General features: G+C 49.6%; 19 protein-coding genes. 16 read left to right on the forward strand and 3 right to left on the reverse strand.

Annotated elements, in window-relative coordinates:
* Nucleotides 1-40: 40 nt before the first annotated feature.
* Nucleotides 41-931 (reverse strand): LysR family transcriptional regulator, encoded by an 891-nt coding sequence (locus Y79_RS0112110; RefSeq protein WP_016937918.1) that lies wholly within the window; start codon nucleotides 929-931, stop codon nucleotides 41-43.
* Nucleotides 932-1,082: 151 nt separating this feature from the next.
* Between Y79_RS0112110 and Y79_RS0112115 the strand changes: the two genes are divergently transcribed.
* The 10 genes from Y79_RS0112115 (at nucleotide 1,083) to azoRB (ending at nucleotide 8,971) form a co-directional block, all read left to right on the forward strand.
* Nucleotides 1,083-1,622: a GNAT family N-acetyltransferase gene (locus tag Y79_RS0112115; protein ID WP_013353621.1), complete on the forward strand. Its 540-nt coding sequence runs from the start codon at nucleotides 1,083-1,085 to the stop codon at nucleotides 1,620-1,622.
* Complete coding sequence (locus Y79_RS0112120) at nucleotides 1,619-2,431, forward strand: amino acid ABC transporter substrate-binding protein (protein WP_420535170.1); 813 nt, start codon at nucleotides 1,619-1,621, stop codon at nucleotides 2,429-2,431. The genes Y79_RS0112115 and Y79_RS0112120 overlap by 4 nt, the downstream gene beginning before the upstream one ends.
* A gap of 25 nt (nucleotides 2,432-2,456) precedes the next feature.
* Nucleotides 2,457-3,269 carry an amino acid ABC transporter substrate-binding protein gene (locus Y79_RS0112125; RefSeq protein WP_016937920.1) on the forward strand — a complete coding sequence of 271 codons (813 nt, stop codon included), beginning with the start codon at nucleotides 2,457-2,459 and terminating at the stop codon, nucleotides 3,267-3,269.
* 22 nt (nucleotides 3,270-3,291) lie between these two features.
* Nucleotides 3,292-4,014, forward strand: a complete 723-nt coding sequence (locus Y79_RS0112130; protein WP_016937921.1) for an amino acid ABC transporter permease — start codon at nucleotides 3,292-3,294, stop codon at nucleotides 4,012-4,014.
* A gap of 15 nt (nucleotides 4,015-4,029) precedes the next feature.
* Entirely contained in the window at nucleotides 4,030-4,737 is a 708-nt protein-coding gene (locus Y79_RS0112135; protein ID WP_016937922.1) for an amino acid ABC transporter permease, read from the forward strand.
* On the forward strand, nucleotides 4,734-5,513 hold the full coding sequence (locus Y79_RS0112140; protein ID WP_016937923.1) for an amino acid ABC transporter ATP-binding protein: 780 nt from the start codon (nucleotides 4,734-4,736) through the stop codon (nucleotides 5,511-5,513). Before Y79_RS0112135 ends, Y79_RS0112140 begins: the two co-directional genes overlap by 4 nt.
* Nucleotides 5,510-6,526, forward strand: a complete 1,017-nt coding sequence (locus Y79_RS0112145) for an LLM class flavin-dependent oxidoreductase (protein ID WP_016937924.1) — start codon at nucleotides 5,510-5,512, stop codon at nucleotides 6,524-6,526. Before Y79_RS0112140 ends, Y79_RS0112145 begins: the two co-directional genes overlap by 4 nt.
* A 2-nt stretch (nucleotides 6,527-6,528) precedes the next feature.
* Nucleotides 6,529-6,816 carry a glutaredoxin family protein gene (locus tag Y79_RS0112150; RefSeq protein WP_016937925.1) on the forward strand — a complete coding sequence of 96 codons (288 nt, stop codon included), beginning with the start codon at nucleotides 6,529-6,531 and terminating at the stop codon, nucleotides 6,814-6,816.
* A complete protein-coding gene (locus Y79_RS0112155; protein ID WP_016937926.1) occupies nucleotides 6,813-8,141 on the forward strand; it encodes an LLM class flavin-dependent oxidoreductase in 1,329 nt (442 codons plus the stop codon). Before Y79_RS0112150 ends, Y79_RS0112155 begins: the two co-directional genes overlap by 4 nt.
* A 194-nt stretch (nucleotides 8,142-8,335) precedes the next feature.
* The gene (gene azoRB, locus Y79_RS0112165) at nucleotides 8,336-8,971 is read left to right on the forward strand and encodes an FMN-dependent NADH-azoreductase AzoRB (RefSeq protein WP_003151719.1); all 636 of its coding nucleotides are present in this window, start codon (nucleotides 8,336-8,338) and stop codon (nucleotides 8,969-8,971) included.
* 44 nt (nucleotides 8,972-9,015) lie between these two features.
* Here the strand turns inward: azoRB and Y79_RS0112170 are convergent, their stop codons facing one another.
* A complete protein-coding gene (locus tag Y79_RS0112170) occupies nucleotides 9,016-10,056 on the reverse strand; it encodes an oxidoreductase (protein WP_016937928.1) in 1,041 nt (346 codons plus the stop codon).
* A 137-nt stretch (nucleotides 10,057-10,193) separates the two neighbouring features.
* Here Y79_RS0112170 and csoR point away from each other — a divergent pair, with 137 nt between their 5' ends.
* The 6 genes from csoR (at nucleotide 10,194) to Y79_RS0112200 (ending at nucleotide 16,753) form a co-directional block, all read left to right on the forward strand.
* Entirely contained in the window at nucleotides 10,194-10,499 is a 306-nt protein-coding gene (gene csoR / locus Y79_RS0112175) for a copper-sensing transcriptional repressor CsoR (RefSeq protein ID WP_013353610.1), read from the forward strand.
* Between the two features lie 75 nt (nucleotides 10,500-10,574).
* Entirely contained in the window at nucleotides 10,575-10,781 is a 207-nt protein-coding gene (copZ, locus tag Y79_RS0112180) for a copper chaperone CopZ (protein WP_015240581.1), read from the forward strand.
* Nucleotides 10,782-10,864: 83 nt separating this feature from the next.
* Complete coding sequence (locus Y79_RS0112185; protein ID WP_016937929.1) at nucleotides 10,865-13,294, forward strand: heavy metal translocating P-type ATPase; 2,430 nt, start codon at nucleotides 10,865-10,867, stop codon at nucleotides 13,292-13,294.
* Nucleotides 13,295-13,443: 149 nt separating this feature from the next.
* Nucleotides 13,444-15,555 (forward strand): heavy metal translocating P-type ATPase, encoded by a 2,112-nt coding sequence (locus Y79_RS0112190; RefSeq protein WP_016937930.1) that lies wholly within the window; start codon nucleotides 13,444-13,446, stop codon nucleotides 15,553-15,555.
* Nucleotides 15,556-15,672: 117 nt separating this feature from the next.
* Nucleotides 15,673-16,344, forward strand: coding sequence for a DsbA family protein (locus Y79_RS0112195; RefSeq protein ID WP_016937931.1), 672 nt, complete (start codon nucleotides 15,673-15,675; stop codon nucleotides 16,342-16,344).
* On the forward strand, nucleotides 16,334-16,753 hold the full coding sequence (locus tag Y79_RS0112200; RefSeq protein ID WP_013353605.1) for a disulfide oxidoreductase: 420 nt from the start codon (nucleotides 16,334-16,336) through the stop codon (nucleotides 16,751-16,753). Before Y79_RS0112195 ends, Y79_RS0112200 begins: the two co-directional genes overlap by 11 nt.
* 33 nt (nucleotides 16,754-16,786) lie before the next feature.
* Here the strand turns inward: Y79_RS0112200 and Y79_RS0112205 are convergent, their stop codons facing one another.
* Entirely contained in the window at nucleotides 16,787-17,587 is an 801-nt protein-coding gene (locus Y79_RS0112205; RefSeq protein WP_013353604.1) for a zinc-dependent metalloprotease, read from the reverse strand.
* Nucleotides 17,588-17,626 lie beyond the last annotated feature (39 nt).

Raw genomic sequence — 17,626 nt, forward strand, 5'->3', positions numbered from 1 at the left:
GATGAATATACAAAAACCCCCGCAAAGTGGCGGGGGTTTTTTAATGCGGATCATGCTGAAACCGGCTGATGATCCTGCTGATTAAATCTTTTGTGGCGGAGTCAAAATGCTCTTCTTTTTGGTTTGTCAACAGCCCGACCGGCGGTGAAATCGTTAAGTTACGGATCGGAATGACCTTCGTGCCTCCGATCGGCTCTGAGTGCGCCGTCGCCGTAAAGATCGAGACGCCGATATTTTCCCTGACATAATATTGGTGAGCCATGCTGCTGCTCAGCTCCATTTTTCGATAGCGGCTGCCGATGGCCCGCTGCAGGTGCTGTTCAATTTGAATCCGGATCGGGCAGTTGGCGGGCGTGAAAATCAGGCATTCATTTTCTAAGTCTTCGAGATTGATACTTGTTTTGGCTGCAAGGGGATGTCTGTCGGACACGATGACATTGAGCGAGTCATGGAAAAACGGATCGAAGTAATTTTCCAAAATCAGCTCCGGCTCGCCGCATATCGCAAAATCAATGGCGCCCTCCAGCAGTTTGCGGCTGCATGTATTGGCATCATCTACGCTGACATTGACCGACATGTCCGGATAATCATCTAAAAACCCCCGCAGCACGGCAGGAAAGATCAGGCTTGCCGTCGGTTCGGATATGCCGATCTGAATAAGGCCGGCCTGTCCCTGTCTGATGTCGGCCAGAGTATGGTCAAGCACCTCATACTGTGCGAGAAGCTGCCCCGCCCGCTCATGAAACAGCCGTCCCGCTCTTGTCAGTTTCAGCTTCTTTCCCCGTTCAAAAAGCTGCGCGCCTACATCCTGCTCCAGCTGTTTAATCCGCATTGAAATCGTCGGCTGTGAATAGTTCAGAATTTCGGCGGCCTTATAAAAGCTGCCTGACTGTACAATGGTATGAAACGTTTTAATGGTGCGTAATTCCAACGAAATCCCCTCCCGGCTGTTCATTAATTTTCTTGAACTTTCCCTTTATTTTTTTTGATTAGTCAAATAAATCAGTTTGCTTTATAGTATAAACAATTAAAGCTTAGTAAACAAATTGGAATTATATATATTTGCGGGGAGAGTGAACGGAATGAGTGAAGACATATTTCGATTGGCTGAGAAAAAGGATGCGCCCGAGTTTTTAGAACTGCTGTACAGCGCGTTTCAGCCGATTCGCAATTTGGAGATTGACTGGCCGTCGGCGCGGGCTGACCTTGATATGGTAACAGAAAATATTGAAAATCATTCAGCCGTTGTGCTGGAACGGGACGGACGGCTTCTTTCAACCATTACGATCCGTTTTCCGTGGGAGAGCGACACGCCTCCTTCAAAATATCCGTTTGTCTGGTGGTTTGCGACGCTTCCTGAGCTGAAGGGGCAGGGCATCGGCAGCAAACTTTTGACTTATGTGGAGGAACACGTGCTGCGGGATACGCTGAAGGCCCCGGCCATCACGCTCGGCACCTCGGCTCGCAAGCATCCCTGGCTATTGGATATGTACAGACGGAGGGGCTATGAAGTGTATTTTGAGCAGGAGAAAGACGGAGACATCGGGGTCATGATGAGAAAGGTGCTCATACCGGAGCGGTTTGACGCGTCGCTGTTAGGCACACCGACCTGGGCGCAATGATGAAAAAGCGGATCAGAGCCGGCTGTCTGCTTCTGCTGCTCGGCGCGCTGGCCGGGTGCGGACAAGGAGAAAGCACGAAAGCGGGGAGCGGCGTGCAGACCGTCATCGTCGGCACGGGAACTGATTTTCCAAACATTGCTTATATGGATGAAAAAGGCGAACTGACCGGCTATGACATTGAAGTGATGAAAGCCATTGATAAACAGCTGCCGCAATACAAATTTGTCTTTAAGACGATGGATTTTTCGAATCTGCTCACAAGTCTCGGAAACCGGAAAATTGACGTGATCGCACACAATATGGCGAAAAACAAGGAACGGGAGAAACGCTTTTTGTATCACAAAATCCCGTATAACTACTCGCCGATGTACATCACAGTGAAGGCGGATAATGACGCGATACACACGCTCCGGGACTTAAAAGGGAAAACCGTCATCGTCGGCGCGACGTCAAACGCGGCGGATTATATGACGGCATATAACAAAGCCCACGGCAGCCCGATACATTTGAAATACGCCGGGCAGGGCAGCAATGATACAGCGAACCAAATTGAGACAGGACGCGCTGACGCCACCGTATCTACGCCGTTTGCCGTCGATTTTCAAAATAAGACGCACGCGTTCAAACAAAAGACGGTCGGTGATGTGCTGCTGGATACAGAAGTGTATTTTATGTTCAATAAAAACAGCCAAACCCTGGCGGACGATACGGATCGGGCGATTCAAAAGCTGGAGAAGGACGGTACATTGAAAAGGCTGAGTGAAAAATGGCTCGGCGCGGATTATTCAAAATCAAGTTTCACGAAATAATTGAAGCAGAAAACGGGGCGATCACATGAAAATAAAACTGGCGGTCATGTCATTAACAATTGCCGCAATGGCGGCGTTATCAGCCTGCGGCGCTGGCGGGGAGGCGGCATCAGGCAATCAGAAAAATGTGAAGAACATCACGGTCGGCACGGGAACTCAATTTCCGAATATTTGCTTTATCGATGATAAAGGAAAATTGACGGGCTATGATGTTGAGCTGGTGAAAGAGCTTGACAGGCGCCTGCCGGACTATCGTTTCACTTTTAAAACGATGGATTTCTCCAATTTGCTTGTCAGCCTCGGCCAGCATAAAGTCGATATCGTGGCTCATCAAATGGAGAAAAGCGCCGAACGGGAGAAAAAATTTCTGTTCAATCAAGTCGCGTATAACAACTTCCCGCTGAAAATCACGGTGCTCCAAGAGAACGGGAACATTCACGGCATTGATGACTTGAAAGGAAAGCGGGTCATTACAAGTCCGACGTCAAACGGCGCGATTGTGCTGAAGAAATGGAATGAAAAACACGGCAGTCCGTTTGAAATCGCCTATGCCGGCCAAGGTTCAAACGATGCGGCTAATCAGCTGAAATCCGGCCGCGCCGATGCAACGATTTCCACGCCGTTTGCTGTCGATTTCCAAAACAAAACGAGCGCGGTCAAAGAAAAAACGGTCGGCGGGGTGCTGTCAAATGCCAAAGTGTTCTTTATGTTTAACAAAAATGAGCAAACGCTGAGTGATGACATTGATAAAGCGCTCAAGGAAATCATTGATGACGGCACGCTCAAAAAGCTGAGTGAAAAGTGGCTCGGCGCGGATTATTCAAAGGAGCAATATTAAGTGAAAAAGAGAGGGATCGGCAATGGAAAAAGCGTTTGATATCAGTATGATCGCATCCTTTGTGCCGACATTGCTCGGGTATTTGCCCGTCACGCTGTATATATTGGCGGTGTCTTTGCTGTTCGGCTTTCTATTGGGGCTGCTTTTGGCGCTGCCCCGGATCTATCGCATTCCCGTGCTGAATCAGATCGCGAAGCTGTATATCTCTTTTTTCAGAGGAACGCCCATTATGGTGCAGCTGTTTATTGTATTTTACGGCATTCCGGCGCTCACGGCGCTCGCCGGAATTGACACTTCCAAAATGGACCCTTTGTATGCGGCCATCGCCACGTACGCGCTGAGCAGCGCGGCTAGAGCGGCGGAAATCATCAGGGGAGGTGTGAACAGTGTCGACCGCGGACAGGCGGAGGCGGCGTTCAGCATCGGGCTGAACGGGGTGCAGACATTCCGGCGCATCATTCTGCCGCAGGCGCTCGTGCAGGCCTTTCCCAACATCGGGAATATGGTGATCGGTTTTTTAAAAGATACGTCACTCGCTTTTTCAATCGGAGTGATGGATATGTCGGGCAGAGGCCAGACATTGATAACATCGAGCAATCATTCTCTTGAAGTGTATATCTCGCTTTCTGTTTTGTATTACGCAGCCGCCCTTTTATTTGAATGTGTCTTCAGATGGTGTGAAAAACGAATCAAGAAAGATGAGACGCGCCTTGTGACGGTTTTTGACATGAGCGCGCACAGCTGAAAAGGAGGGAGAACATTGGAGCTGGACATTCCGTTTATCGGCACTGCGATAAAACAAATGATGAAAACCGTTCCGCTTACACTGGCAATGACGGTCATTCCGATTATTGCCGGATTTTTCATAGCTCTCGGCAATATCACGGTGCGTATATTCCGCATCAAATGGCTGCTTGCCTGCACAGCGTTTTACGTGTCTTTTTTCCGAAGCACCCCGGCGATTCTCCATATTATGCTGATTTATTTAGGCGTTCCGCTGATTGCCGATCATTTCAGCCGCGCCTTTCATCTCGGCTGGTCGGCCAATCAGATTCCGGTCGCCGTGTTTGTCATCATGGCACTGTCATTAACGGCAGGCGCTTATATGACGGAAATTCTCCGATCTGGGATCATGGCCGTCGATACGGGGCAGGCGGAAGCGGCTTATTCAATCGGCCTGACACGGGGCCAGATGATTCGGCGCGTGATTCTGCCGCAGGCGTTCATGATATCACTGCCGAATTTCACCAACATAGGCATCGGTTTTTTGCATACCACTTCAATCGCGGCAATCGTTGCAGTGCCTGAAATTACAGGAACGGCGACGATTGCGGCATCCGATAACTATGCGTTTTTGGAAGCATTTATCGGGGCGGCCGTCATCTATTGGGGATTAACGCTGATTCTCGAGGCCGTAAACACTTTGGCGGAAAAAAGAGCGGCCAGATATCAAGGAGGCGCAGTATGATCGAAATCCGAAACATTCAGAAACATTTTGGCAGTCATCACGTGCTAAAAGGGATCAATTTAAGTGTCCGGAAAGGGGAAGTCGTGACCATCATCGGTCCGAGCGGTTCCGGGAAAACAACGTTTCTGCGCTGCCTTAATTTACTTGAGCGGCCGGATGAGGGCGCCATTTCCGTACATGGTGAAGTCATTAACTGCAAAAAGCCGGCCAAAAAAGACATTCTCAGACTGAGGAAACAGACGGCGATGGTTTTTCAGCAATATCATTTGTTTTCGCATAAAACGGCGATTCAAAATGTCATGGAAGGCCTGACGGTCGCAAGGAAAATGAAAAAAACAGATGCGTACGCCATTGCGGAGCGGGAACTGGCCAAGGTGGGGCTTCAGGATAAATTGCACGCCTATCCGAATCAGCTGTCGGGAGGCCAAAAGCAGCGGGTCGGAATTGCCAGGGCGCTTGCCATTCATCCTGATGTGATGCTGTTTGATGAACCGACCGCAGCCCTCGATCCGGAGCTTGTCGGCGAGGTGCTTGAGGTGATGCTTAACATTGTGCGGACCGGCGCCACCATGATCATTGTTACTCATGAAATGGAATTCGCCAGAAGAGTGTCCGACCAAATTGTGTTTATGGATGAAGGCGCAATCGTGGAACAAGGAACGCCTGAGGAGGTCTTTTACAAGACGAAAAAAGAAAGAACGAAGAAGTTCCTCCGCCGCGTTCTTCCTGATTACGGTTATGACATAAAAGAACACATAAAGGAGCCTGTCGTATGATTCGTTTAAGCATTTTAGACCAAAGTGTCACCGCGGAAAACCAAACCGCAGAAGAAGCTTTGCGGCAAACGGTGAGATTGGCTCAAGAGGCCGAACAATACGGATATGACCGTTTCTGGGCGGCGGAGCATCATAACAATGAAGAAATAGCGGGATCAGCACCGGAAATTGTCCTGGGATATCTGGCCGCCAGTACGAAAAAAATCCGCCTCGCATCCGGCGGGGTGATGCTGCAGCATTACAGCCCTTATAAAGTGGCGGAGCAGTTCCGGGTTTTGTCCGCCCTTGCCCCCGGCCGTATAGCGCTCGGTGTCGGCAAAGCGCCCGGCGGATTTCAGCTGTCAACCGATGCGCTGCAGCGCGAGCTTATTCAGCCCGCCCGTTTATTTGAAGAAAAGCTTGAGGAGCTGACTCATTTCATCCGCAATGATTTTCCGGACTCGCATCGCTACGCGTCATTGCGGCCGGCTCCGCATACTGAGTATGCGCCTGACATCTTTTTGCTCGGCGGCAGCACAGAAAGCGCGATCACAGCGGCCAAACTCGGCATTTCCTTCGTTTTCGCCTATTTCATAAACGGTGAAGACGCTGCGTTAGAAAAAGCGCGCCAAGCCTTTGACGAACATCTGCCGAAAGGGGCAAAAGCCGAATTCCACCTTGCGCCGATGGTCTTTACTGCGCATACAAAAGCGGAAGCGGAAAAACACGTCGTATCGCGTGAATCGGTCAAAATCATTCTCGAAGACGGCAAAAAGGTGAATGTCGCTTCCCGAAAACAAGCGGATGCGTTTCTTGAACAAGTCACGCAGCCATATAAGCTGATCACACAAAAGACGGGTGTGATTGCCGGGACAAAACAAGAGACCGCTTCCGAGCTGAGACGGTTATCGGTTCAATACAGCATTACCGATTTTGTGATTTTGTCGCCTATCAAAAACGCTGAAGAAAAACGGTTGTCTTATCGGCTGTTAAGCGAAGCGGTGCAGCCGGCCGCACAATTACAGGAGGGATGAACATGAGTCATGAAGCAAATGTAGTGGTTTGGAGCAAAAAGGGCTGTGCGTATTGCGAGGAAGTGAAAGAATATTTGCGGGAAAAGGCCATTGCGTACGAAACAATTGATGTGACGGAGCGGGATGAATTGCGTGACGTGCTTCACACGAAGTACGGCATCCGCCATGTCCCCGTCGTTGAAATCGGCAGCGGTGACAGGCGGGTGTATCAGGCCGTTACTCAAGTCGGCATTGAACACGTAGAACGGGCGCTTGCCGATTACGAGGGAAAAAAGGGGGAGAGAAAATGAGCCGGACGGATCTTATTCAATTCGGAGCCATGATTCACGGTGTCGGCGGTACAACGGACGGGTGGCGTCATCCCGACGTCGATCCATCAGCAAGCACGAATGCGGCGTTTTACAGGCAAAAAGCGCAGACCGCTGAAAGAGGGCTGTTCAGCTTTGCTTTTATTGCGGACGGCTTGTTCATTTCTGAAAAGTCCATCCCGCATTTCTTAAATCGGTTTGAGCCGATCACCATTTTATCGGCGCTTGCCGCTTCTACAACCCATCTTGGTTTAATCGGCACATTTTCCACATCGTTCACTGAGCCGTTCACCATCGCAAGACAGCTCATGTCTCTTGACCATATCAGCGGCGGCCGGGCGGGCTGGAATCTCGTCACTTCTCCGCAGGCGGGGGCTGCGCGCAATCACAGCAAGGAAAGCCTTCCCGACCATAGCCGGCGCTACGCCATCGCCCAGGAACATGTGGACGTGGTGCGCGGTCTGTGGAATTCCTGGGAAGAAGATGCCTTCGTCCGCAACAAAGAAACCGGACAGTTTTTTGATCCTGACAAACTGCATCGTCTGTATCACAAAGGCGAGTATTTTCAAGTGGAGGGCCCGCTGAATATCGGCCGGTCCAAACAGGGAGAGCCGGTCGTTTTCCAAGCGGGGTCTTCAGAAACCGGCCGGTCGTTTGCCGCGCGGAATGCCGATGCGGTCTTTACGCACTCCAATTCACTTGAGGAAACGAAAGCTTTTTATGATGATGTGAAGAAGCGGGCGGCGGATTACGGCCGGGACGCTTCCAAACTGCGGATCTTTCCGGGAATCAGTCCGATTATAGCCGGCTCACAAGAAGAAGCGGAAGCGAAATATCAGGAATTCGCCGAGCTGATTCCGATAGAGAACGCCGTTAAATATGTGGCCAGATTTTTTGACGATTATGATCTGAGCCGTTTTCCGCTGGATGAGCCGTTTCCTGATTTGGGCGACGTCGGAAAAAACGCGTTTCAAAGCACGACAGACCGTATCAAAAGAGAGGCGAAATCCCGGAATCTTACGCTGCGTCAAGTGGCGCGCGAAGCCGCGTTTCCGCGAACCAACTTTATCGGGACACCGGAACGTGTGGCATCATTAATTGAAACATGGTTTCAGCGGGAAGCAGCGGATGGGTTTATCATTCACTCTGACATCCCGGGCATGCTTGAAGCCTTTGTGGATGATGTCATACCGATCCTTCAGGAAAAGGGGCTGTACCGAAAAAGCTATCCGGCGGATACACTGCGGGGGAATCTCGGATTGGATATTCCGGTCTGCAAACCAAATCCGATTTTGAGCAGAAACTAAATGTTTCTGCTTTTTCTGCTGCTTCCAACCCCCGTCATTAAAGCATTTCAAAAAAAATATACTGATTTCGAGATATTATTGTTGCTAAAAGATTTTTTTGTAACTATAATTATTACAGAACTGATCAGTATAAAAAAACATTCATATTTCATAATAAATATGTGTGTAATCTGAAAACGAAAGGGCTGTTTACAATGGCAAAAGTACTTTATATCACTGCTCATCCTCATGATGAAAAGACATCTTACAGCATGGCGACAGGAAAAGCGTTTATCGATTCTTATAAAGAATCAAACCCGAATGATGAGGTTGTACATATCGACCTTTACAAAGAAAACATTCCTCATATCGACGCGGATGTATTCAGCGGCTGGGGAAAACTTCAATCCGGCACAGGTTTTGAAGAGCTTTCTGAAAATGAAAAAGCGAAAGTCGGCCGTCTGAACGAGCTGAGCGATCAATTCGCATCTGCTGACAAATACGTATTCGTTACACCGCTTTGGAACTTCTCATTCCCGCCTGTTATGAAAGCGTATCTTGATTCTGTAGCTGTAGCCGGAAAATCATTCAAATATACAGAACAAGGCCCGATCGGTCTGTTGACAGACAAAAAAGCGCTCCACATTCAGGCGCGCGGAGGCTATTACTCTGAAGGCCCGGCGGCTGACATGGAAATGGGCCACCGTTACATCGGCATCATGATGAACTTCTTCGGCGTTCCTTCTTTCGACGGATTAATCGTTGAAGGTCATAATGCTGAACCGAATAAAGCACAGCAAATTAAAGAAGATGCGATTGCCCGCGCGAAAGAAGCCGGAAAATCATTCTAATCTAAAAAAACCTCCCAGCTGATACGGCTGGGGGGTTTTTTATATTAAAGGGCAATCGTCCGTTTTTGTTCGCTGCTTTTCATCACCGCTTCAATGACACGGATGACATCGATGCCTTCTTCCGCCGTAACAGGAAGCGGTTTTCCGTTTAAGATGCTGTCTGCCAGCCGTTTGTAGTACGTAAGGTAAGATCCGTTCTCAGAGGGGATTATTTCTGTATGTCTTTTCTCATCCGCTGCGGTTGTCAGCTCACCGAAGCTGTCAGGGTCATCGGCCCCCCAGCTCTCGTCAATCGGCTTTTGGCCGGCTGAAAGCGCAGCTTCCTGTCCGTCCTTTCCGTATTTGATAAAGCTTGCATTCAGTCCGTGAATCTGATAGCGCGGGCCGCTTGCCGCATTCATGGAGCCGGATTGAAGAATGACCTGGAGTTTGCCGTAATGGAGCGCGGCCAGAAAATAATCGACGGTTTCACTGTTGTCCCGCTGTTTCATCACATGTGCGGTGACGGATTCCGGCATTCCGAAAAGCAGGAGTGTCTGGTCAATAATATGTGAACCGAGATCATACAGCGTTCCCGTGGCGGGTCCGCTTTTTTCGCGCCATCTTTCTTGTACAACCGGGTTGTATAGATCGTAGTTGACTTGATATGTATGAATGTCTTGAAGCGCCCCGTCCCGAATCAGCTTTTGAATCGTTAAAAAGTCATTGTCCCAGCGCCGGTTGTGATACACGCTAAGCAAGACGCCTTTATTTTCAGCCGTTCTTCTCAGCTCCTCCGCTTCTGCTGAAGTCGCCGTCATCGGCTTTTCCACGACGGTGTGTTTCCCCGCAAGGAGACATTTCATCGCTGATTCATAATGCATTCCGCTCGGTGTCGTAACGATGACGAGATCAATATCAGGGTCACCGGTGATGTCTTCAATCTTGCGCACGGCTTCAGCCCCCGGCAGATCACGTTTGACCTCATCCGTTCTGGAGGTCATGACTTTTTTGATCTGATAATCATCAAGGACGTCCAAAAGCGGCGCATGAAAGACTTTCCCCGACAGACCATATCCCAATATGCCAACCTGTATCGTTTTCAATGAACTTCCCCCTCTTGATATGTGATAACAATATATACCCCGCAGGTGTACTGGTAAAACTTGTGTGTTGAAAATTTTTTACACCGGTTTTTCAAGTCTGTATAATAAAGATAACGAAGAAAAAAACGAGGTGGAAAATGGACAAACATACCGAACATCAATCGTTAAATCATAAAAGCGCCAAGGAAAAAGACCAGATTCTGAACCGGCTGAAACGGATTGAAGGCCAAGTCAGGGGCATTCAGAACATGGTGGAAAACGAACGATATTGCGTGGATATTCTCGTGCAGATTTCAGCCGTTCAGGCGGCCATGCAAAAAGTCGCGTTTCATCTGCTGGAAGATCACGCCCATCACTGCGTAGCCGGCGCCATTGAGAGCGGAAACGGGGAGCAGGCGATTGCCGAGCTGCTGGATGTCGTGAAAAAAATCGCGAAATCATGAAATAAAATGTTTTGAAATACCCTACAGGGGTATGGTAACATGAAGAAGAAAAAACAAGACGTGGAGGGAATCATCATGGAACAAAAAACACTGCAAGTCGAAGGCATGTCCTGTCAGCACTGCGTCAAAGCAGTAGAGACCGGAGTAGGAGAACTGAACGGAGTGACGGCGGTTCAGGTGAAATTGGAAGCCGGACAGGTGGATGTGACGTTTGATGAGAACAAAGTCTCCGTATCAGATATAAAAGACGCGATTGAAGATCAAGGTTATGACGTCGTATAAGGTTTATCGCGCTTCGGGAACGGGCGCGGTTTTCTTTTATGAAAATGATACCCCCTGGGGGTTTGTGAGAAGAGGTGAGGGCATTGAGTGAACCGAAAGAGATAACCATTCAAGTGGGAGGCATGACATGCGCCGCCTGCGCTTCAAGAATTGAAAAAGGACTGAAACGGATGGACGGCGTCAATGACGCTTCCGTCAATCTTGCGCTTGAGACCTCAAATATTTCCTATCAGCCTGACAAAATCGAAGCTGGCGCCATAAAGGATAAAATTGAAAAACTCGGCTATCACGTTGTGACGGAAAAAGCCGATTTTCAGATTGAAGGCATGACGTGTGCCGCCTGCGCCAATCGGATTGAAAAGCGCCTGAACAAAATAGAGGGCGTTGTGGGCGCGCCGGTGAATTTCGCCCTTGAAACGGTCTCCGTTGAATACAATCCCAAAGAGGTGACACCGCAAGAACTGAAAGAGACCGTGGCAAAACTCGGCTATCGATTAGAAGATAAGGAAGCGGACGGCCAAGACGGCGGATTATCTCAAAAGGAAAAAGAACAGCGTAAACAGCTGATCAGGCTGATATTTTCTGCCGTTCTCTCCTTTCCGCTTCTATGGTCGATGGTCAGCCATTTTTCTTTTACTTCTTTTATCTGGATGCCGGATATCCTGATGAATCCGTGGCTGCAATTCGCGCTTGCCACCCCGGTGCAGCTCGTCATCGGCTGGCCTTTTTATACGGGAGCGTACAAGGCGCTGAGAAACAAAAGCGCCAATATGGATGTTCTCGTTGCGCTCGGAACGACGGCCGCTTACGCGTACAGCCTGTACATGACGATTGCGTCTCTCGGGCGAAACGGCCATGCCGAGGGGCTTTATTATGAAACGAGCGCCATTTTGCTGACTTTGATTTTGCTTGGAAAGCTTTTAGAGATGAAAGCAAAAGGCCGCTCATCAGAAGCGATTAAAAAGTTAATGAAGCTTCAGGCGAAGACGGCGGCTGTTGAGCGGGAAGGGAAGGTACAGGTGATTCCGATTGACGAGGTCCGGACGGGGGACATCGTATATGTGAAACCGGGAGAACGCGTTCCTGTCGATGGCGAAGTGATTGAAGGCCATTCCGCCATTGATGAATCGATGATTACGGGAGAAAGCATGCCTGCAGATAAGTCTCCGGGGAGCACCGTCACTGGGGCGACGATCAATGCAAACGGCTTTCTCAAAATCAGAGCGGTGAATGTCGGGAAAGATACCGCGCTTGCACACATTATTAAAATCGTGGAAGAAGCCCAAGGATCAAAAGCGCCCATTCAGCGTCTCGCGGATCACATTTCAGGCATTTTCGTCCCGATTGTGCTGGGATTGGCCGTGGTGACTTTTCTCATTTGGTATGTATGGGTATCTCCGGGACAGTTTTCTGAAGCGATCGGCAAATTCATCGCCGTGCTTGTCATTGCCTGTCCGTGCGCCCTCGGGCTCGCCACTCCGACGAGCATTATGGCGGGCTCCGGCCGCGCCGCTGAATTCGGCATTCTCTTTAAAGGCGGAGAGCACTTAGAAAAGACCCAGCGTCTGACGACAATCGTACTGGATAAAACCGGAACGGTGACAAACGGCAGACCGGTGCTGACAGACGCCGTACCGGCAGCGGGAATGAACGAAGAGGAGCTCCTGCGGCTTGCGGCCGCCGCTGAAGCGGGATCGGAGCACCCGCTTGGAGAAGCCATCGTTTCAGGAGCCGAAAAACGGGGGATTTCCATTCCGAAACTAACCCGTTTCCAAGCCCGGATCGGTTCCGGAATCTATGCAGAGGCTGACGGGAGAACGATTCTTGCCGGATCAAGACGGCTGATGGAATCGGAACACATTGAGCATAGTGCATTGCTTCCGCACATGACCCGCTTGGAGGCGGAAGGAAAAACGGTGATGCTTATTGCGGCAGACGGCAAAGCGGCGGGGCTTATCGCAGTCGCCGATACGATCAAAGAAACATCTCAGGCTGCGGTGAAACGCCTGAAGGATATGGGCCTTGACGTCATCATGATGACCGGTGACAACCAAAAGACGGCGGAAGCCATTGCTAAAGCCGCAGGCATCAGCAGTGTGATTGCCGAAGTGCTTCCCGAACAAAAGGCAGCGGAGATTTCCCGGCTGCAAAAAGAAGGCCGGCGCGTGGCAATGGTCGGCGACGGCATCAATGATGCTCCGGCGCTGGCTGTGGCCGATATCGGGATGGCCATCGGCACCGGCACCGATATCGCAATGGAAGCAGCGGACATTACGCTGATCCGCGGAGACCTGAACGGCATTGCCGACGCCATCGGCATGAGCAGGCTGACTATGAGAAACATCAAGCAGAATTTAGGATGGGCATTGGGCTACAACACCATAGGCATTCCGATTGCGGCAGCCGGCTTTCTTGCTCCGTGGGTGGCAGGGGCCGCCATGGCGTTCAGCTCGGTATCGGTCGTCCTTAATGCTTTGCGTTTACAGAAGGTGAAAAAAGACAAAATCGGGTGATGCCGGTTTTGTCTTTTTTATTGACACTTTATTCAAAACTTGCATATAATATAGAAAACAACTATATGAACATATGCTCATATATATAATTTCGTTTAGCTGCATTGATATTATGGGAATCCTATTACGGAAAGTAGGGTGAGTCGAAAATGAAAGCGGCAAAAGGTGAATTTGTGTTAGACGGACTTGATTGCAGCAACTGTGCAAAAAAAATAGAAAACGGCGTAAAAGCCATTGACGGCATCGACGGCTGTGCTGTCAATTTTGCGGCAAGCACCATCACGGTTTCGGCCGGGGGCAAAGATGAGCAATGGATGAAAGACGAAGTCGCAAAAAAAGTAAAGTCCATTGATCCTCATGTGACCGTCCGTTCGAAGCATGAGGACAAACCCGGAGAGGATGAATACCGCAAAAAGCTGCAGCTGATGTTAGTGAGATTGGCGGCGGGCGCCGTTTTGGCCGTCATCGCTTATTTCGCGCACACAGGCGCCGTCCTTGAGTTTCTGCTCTTTTTTGCTTCGTATTTGATCATCGGCGGCGATATCGTAGCCAGAGCGGGAAAAAATATTGTCCGCGGCCAGGTATTTGATGAGCATTTTCTGATGGCGCTTGCGACAATCGGCGCATTTATCATTCATCAGTATCCGGAAGGCGTCGCGGTCATGCTGTTCTACCAAATCGGTGAATTGTTTCAGGGGGCGGCCGTCAGCCGATCCAGAAAATCGATCAGCGCGTTATTGGACATCCGTCCTGAGTACGCCAATGTGAAAACGGAAAACGGCATGACTGCCGTTCCGCCGCAGGACGTTAAAGTCGGACAGGTCATCGTCGTGAATCCCGGAGAACGGATTCCGCTGGACGGAAAGGTGCTGAACGGCTCATCGATGGTTGATACATCCGCTTTAACGGGCGAATCCGTGCCGAGAAAAGCAGAGCCGGGCCAAGATGTGATGGCCGGATTTATGAACCAGAACGGCGTGCTTCATATTGAAACCTCTAAAGGATATGAAGACTCCGCCGTATCAAAAATATTGGATCTGGTCGAAAATGCGGCCGGACGCAAAGCGAAAACGGAAAACTTTATTACGAAGTTTGCCAAGTACTATACACCGGCCGTTGTCATTGTTGCGGTGCTTCTCGCCTTTTTACCGCCGCTTTTCGTGCCGTCAGCCGCGCTATCCGACTGGGTGTACCGGGCGCTGATTTTCCTTGTGATTTCTTGTCCGTGCGCACTTGTCGTCTCCATTCCGCTCGGGTTTTTCGGCGGTATCGGAGCCGCGTCTAAAGCAGGGGTGCTCGTGAAAGGCAGCAACTATTTAGAAGCGCTCAATCAGGTGGCATACGCCGTGTTTGATAAAACGGGAACCTTAACGAAAGGCAATTTCGCCGTTACTGATATCAAACCGGCGGCAGGATTTACGCGAGACAGCCTGCTTCATGCGGCTGCGCTTGCCGAAGTCCATTCCAATCATCCGATAGCTTCATCCATCCGTGAGGCTTACAATCAATCGCTTGCGGCTGAGGAGATTGAAGAATATGAAGAAATACCCGGACACGGCATTCGGGTGAAAACCGGCGGATCAACGATTTTGGCCGGAAATCAAAAACTGATGGCAAAAGAACAAATCGCTTTCGGCACAGCTGAAAACAACGGAACCGTCGTTTACGTTGCCGTTGATCAGCAATATGCGGGGGCGATCGTGATCGCCGATGAAATCAAAGAGGACGCCAAACAGGCCATTGCCCGTTTAAAAGCGCTCGGCGTCAAACGGACAGTAATGCTGACGGGTGATTCAAAGCAGACCGGTGAAGCGGTCGGCCGCGAGCTCGGTATTGATGACGTGTATACAGAACTGCTGCCGGGTGACAAAGTAGACCGAGTCGAAGAACTCGAAGCGGCGCTTGCACCGAATGAAAAACTGATGTTTGTCGGTGACGGGATTAACGATACGCCTGTGCTTGCCAGAGCTGACATCGGAGCTGCCATGGGGGCTCTCGGTTCTGATGCCGCCGTAGAAGCGGCCGATGTCGTCCTGATGACAGACCAGCCGTCAAAAGCAGCCGAAGCCATCCGGATTGCACGCCGCACACGCCGGATCGTCTGGCAGAACATTGGATTTGCTTTAGGCGTGAAAATCATTTTTCTCCTGCTTGGCGCATTCGGATTCGCCACCATGTGGGAAGCGGTCTTTTCAGATGTAGGCGTCACGCTGATCGCCGTTGCCAACGCGATGCGCGTCATGAGAGTGAAAGCGGAATAATTGTCAAAGATAATTCGTTTTTCAGGGTTTTCTTAAACAAGGTTGTCTTGGTAAAATAGAGAAGCGGGCCATCCGGCATCCGCTTCTTTTTTATTTTAAAAATAATGAGGTGTCTGAGTGAAAAAGAAACAATCGTCTGCGAAATTTGCGGTGATTCTGACGTTAATCGTTGTCGTTTTATTTGCGGCCATCGTAATTATTAACAACCAAACGGAAAAAGCGGGCGAAACAGCCGCCGAACAGCCTTCCATTAAAGGACAGCCCGTGCTTGGCAAAGACAGCGCGCCTGTGACGGTAGTTGAATTCGGAGATTACAAATGTCCGTCATGCAAAGTATTTAACAGCGATATCTTTCCGAAAATCAAAAAAGATTTTATCGATAAAGGCGACGTGAAATTTTCATTTGTGAACGTCATGTTCCACGGAACAGGCTCGCGTCTGGCGGCACTTGCTTCAGAAGAGGTGTGGAAGGAAGACCCGGCATCATTCTGGGCTTTCCATGAAAAGCTGTTTGAAGAGCAGCCGTCAAGCGAACAGGAATGGGTCACGCCTGCATTGCTTGAAAAAACGGTCAAAAGCACCGCGAAAAAGGTTGATCCTGACAAGCTGAAGGAAAACCTTGATAAAGAAACCTTCACAACAGAGCTGAAAGCTGACACTGACCTGAATGATAAATTAAATATCACGGCGACACCGACGATTTACGTAAATGACAAAGTGATTAAAGACTTCTCTGATTATGAGGAGATTTCAAAAACGATTAAGAAAGAGCTGAAAAATGAAAAATAGAATCGTATTTTTATATGCTTCTTGGGTAATAGCTCTTGTTGCCATGCTCGGCAGCCTATATTTCAGCGAGATCAGAAAATTCATACCGTGCGAGCTGTGCTGGTATCAAAGAATTCTCATGTACCCGCTTGTCCTGATTTTAGGAATCGCCACCTTTCAGGGTGACACGCGCGTGAAAAAATATGTGCTCCCGATGGCCGTCATCGGCGCGTTTATATCGATCATGCATTACCTTGAGCAGAAGGTGCCCGGTTTCAGCGGCATCAAGCCATGCGTCTACGGCGTGCCTTGCTCATCTGAATATATTAACTGGTTCGGTTTTATTACCATTCCATTCTTAGCATTGACGGCATTTATTCTCATTATTGTCTGCATGTGTTTTGTCAAAGCGGAACGCACGGCAAAATAAAGAGCCTGCTCCATGGGAGCGGCTCTTTTTCTATTATCTGTACCAAGCTTTGTTTGTCTCAATCTGTCTGTTATGGGAACTGTCCCAAATATCTACGGAATAGGCATAATCATAATTCATGACGCAGCGGATGCCGCTGCCTTGGGCGTCATGCTGAAGTCCGAAATTATGGGAAAACTCGTGCTGGGCCGCTTTCGCCGTGTTGGCCGTTCCTTGATCAAGGTTCACGCTGAAAGCCGGGCCGCTCGGTTTGCCGTTATATACATACGCGATACCGCCGGCGTCAAAACTCGATTTTGCGGTAAAACCGACGACAAAATGATAATTTTGATTTCTGAAGCTGCTTTGGAGATTCGATAAAATCTGAGAACTGTTTGAGCCGGAGGAATTCCAGGCTTGCACGGCCTGTACGACAAAATCAATGTTATGATCACGGTTGAAGGCGACATCAGCCTGCTCCACGATCTGGACGATTCGCGTTTGCCAGTCGCTGTATTTGGCGCGGTATTCAGCGTCCGCCACCGCCAGTACTCTGACCTTCTGAGAGCCCGTGCTGGCTTTAGTTGAGGCTTTATCCTGATTGACATTGGCATCGAATCGTTTCGTGCCGACCTGCTTACCGTTTTCATCCAGAATTTTTGTATCAACCGTCTGTTCAATCTGAACCGGGCCTTTCAGATCTTTAAAATGATCGGCTTTCGGAAGCGGGTCCGTATACACCGTTTTGGCCGGCTCCGCGTGAGTGTGCGAATGCGTATGGTTTTCGGCTGACGGCAGGCCGGGAATTAATCCGGCGGCCAGTAAAACTGGAAAAACAAGTGAACTGATTTTCATCTTATAACCCCCCTTTTTTGTTAAGAGAAGGTATTCAAT

The organism is Bacillus siamensis KCTC 13613 (genome assembly GCF_000262045.1).
GTDB classification, from domain to species: domain Bacteria; phylum Bacillota; class Bacilli; order Bacillales; family Bacillaceae; genus Bacillus; species Bacillus siamensis.

Coding starts and splice junctions, on each gene's coding strand:
- Y79_RS0112115 (WP_013353621.1), top strand. CDS start 1,083: ATGAGTGAAGACATATTTCGATTGGCTGAGAAAAAGGATGCGCCCGAG.
- Y79_RS0112120 (WP_420535170.1), top strand. CDS start 1,619: ATGATGAAAAAGCGGATCAGAGCCGGCTGTCTGCTTCTGCTGCTCGGC.
- Y79_RS0112125 (WP_016937920.1), top strand. CDS start 2,457: ATGAAAATAAAACTGGCGGTCATGTCATTAACAATTGCCGCAATGGCG.
- Y79_RS0112130 (WP_016937921.1), top strand. CDS start 3,292: ATGGAAAAAGCGTTTGATATCAGTATGATCGCATCCTTTGTGCCGACA.
- Y79_RS0112140 (WP_016937923.1), top strand. CDS start 4,734: ATGATCGAAATCCGAAACATTCAGAAACATTTTGGCAGTCATCACGTG.
- Y79_RS0112145 (WP_016937924.1), top strand. CDS start 5,510: ATGATTCGTTTAAGCATTTTAGACCAAAGTGTCACCGCGGAAAACCAA.
- Y79_RS0112150 (WP_016937925.1), top strand. CDS start 6,529: ATGAGTCATGAAGCAAATGTAGTGGTTTGGAGCAAAAAGGGCTGTGCG.
- Y79_RS0112155 (WP_016937926.1), top strand. CDS start 6,813: ATGAGCCGGACGGATCTTATTCAATTCGGAGCCATGATTCACGGTGTC.
- azoRB (WP_003151719.1), top strand. CDS start 8,336: ATGGCAAAAGTACTTTATATCACTGCTCATCCTCATGATGAAAAGACA.
- csoR (WP_013353610.1), top strand. CDS start 10,194: ATGGACAAACATACCGAACATCAATCGTTAAATCATAAAAGCGCCAAG.
- copZ (WP_015240581.1), top strand. CDS start 10,575: ATGGAACAAAAAACACTGCAAGTCGAAGGCATGTCCTGTCAGCACTGC.
- Y79_RS0112190 (WP_016937930.1), top strand. CDS start 13,444: ATGAAAGCGGCAAAAGGTGAATTTGTGTTAGACGGACTTGATTGCAGC.
- Y79_RS0112200 (WP_013353605.1), top strand. CDS start 16,334: ATGAAAAATAGAATCGTATTTTTATATGCTTCTTGGGTAATAGCTCTT.
- Y79_RS0112205 (WP_013353604.1), bottom strand. CDS start 17,587: ATGAAAATCAGTTCACTTGTTTTTCCAGTTTTACTGGCCGCCGGATTA.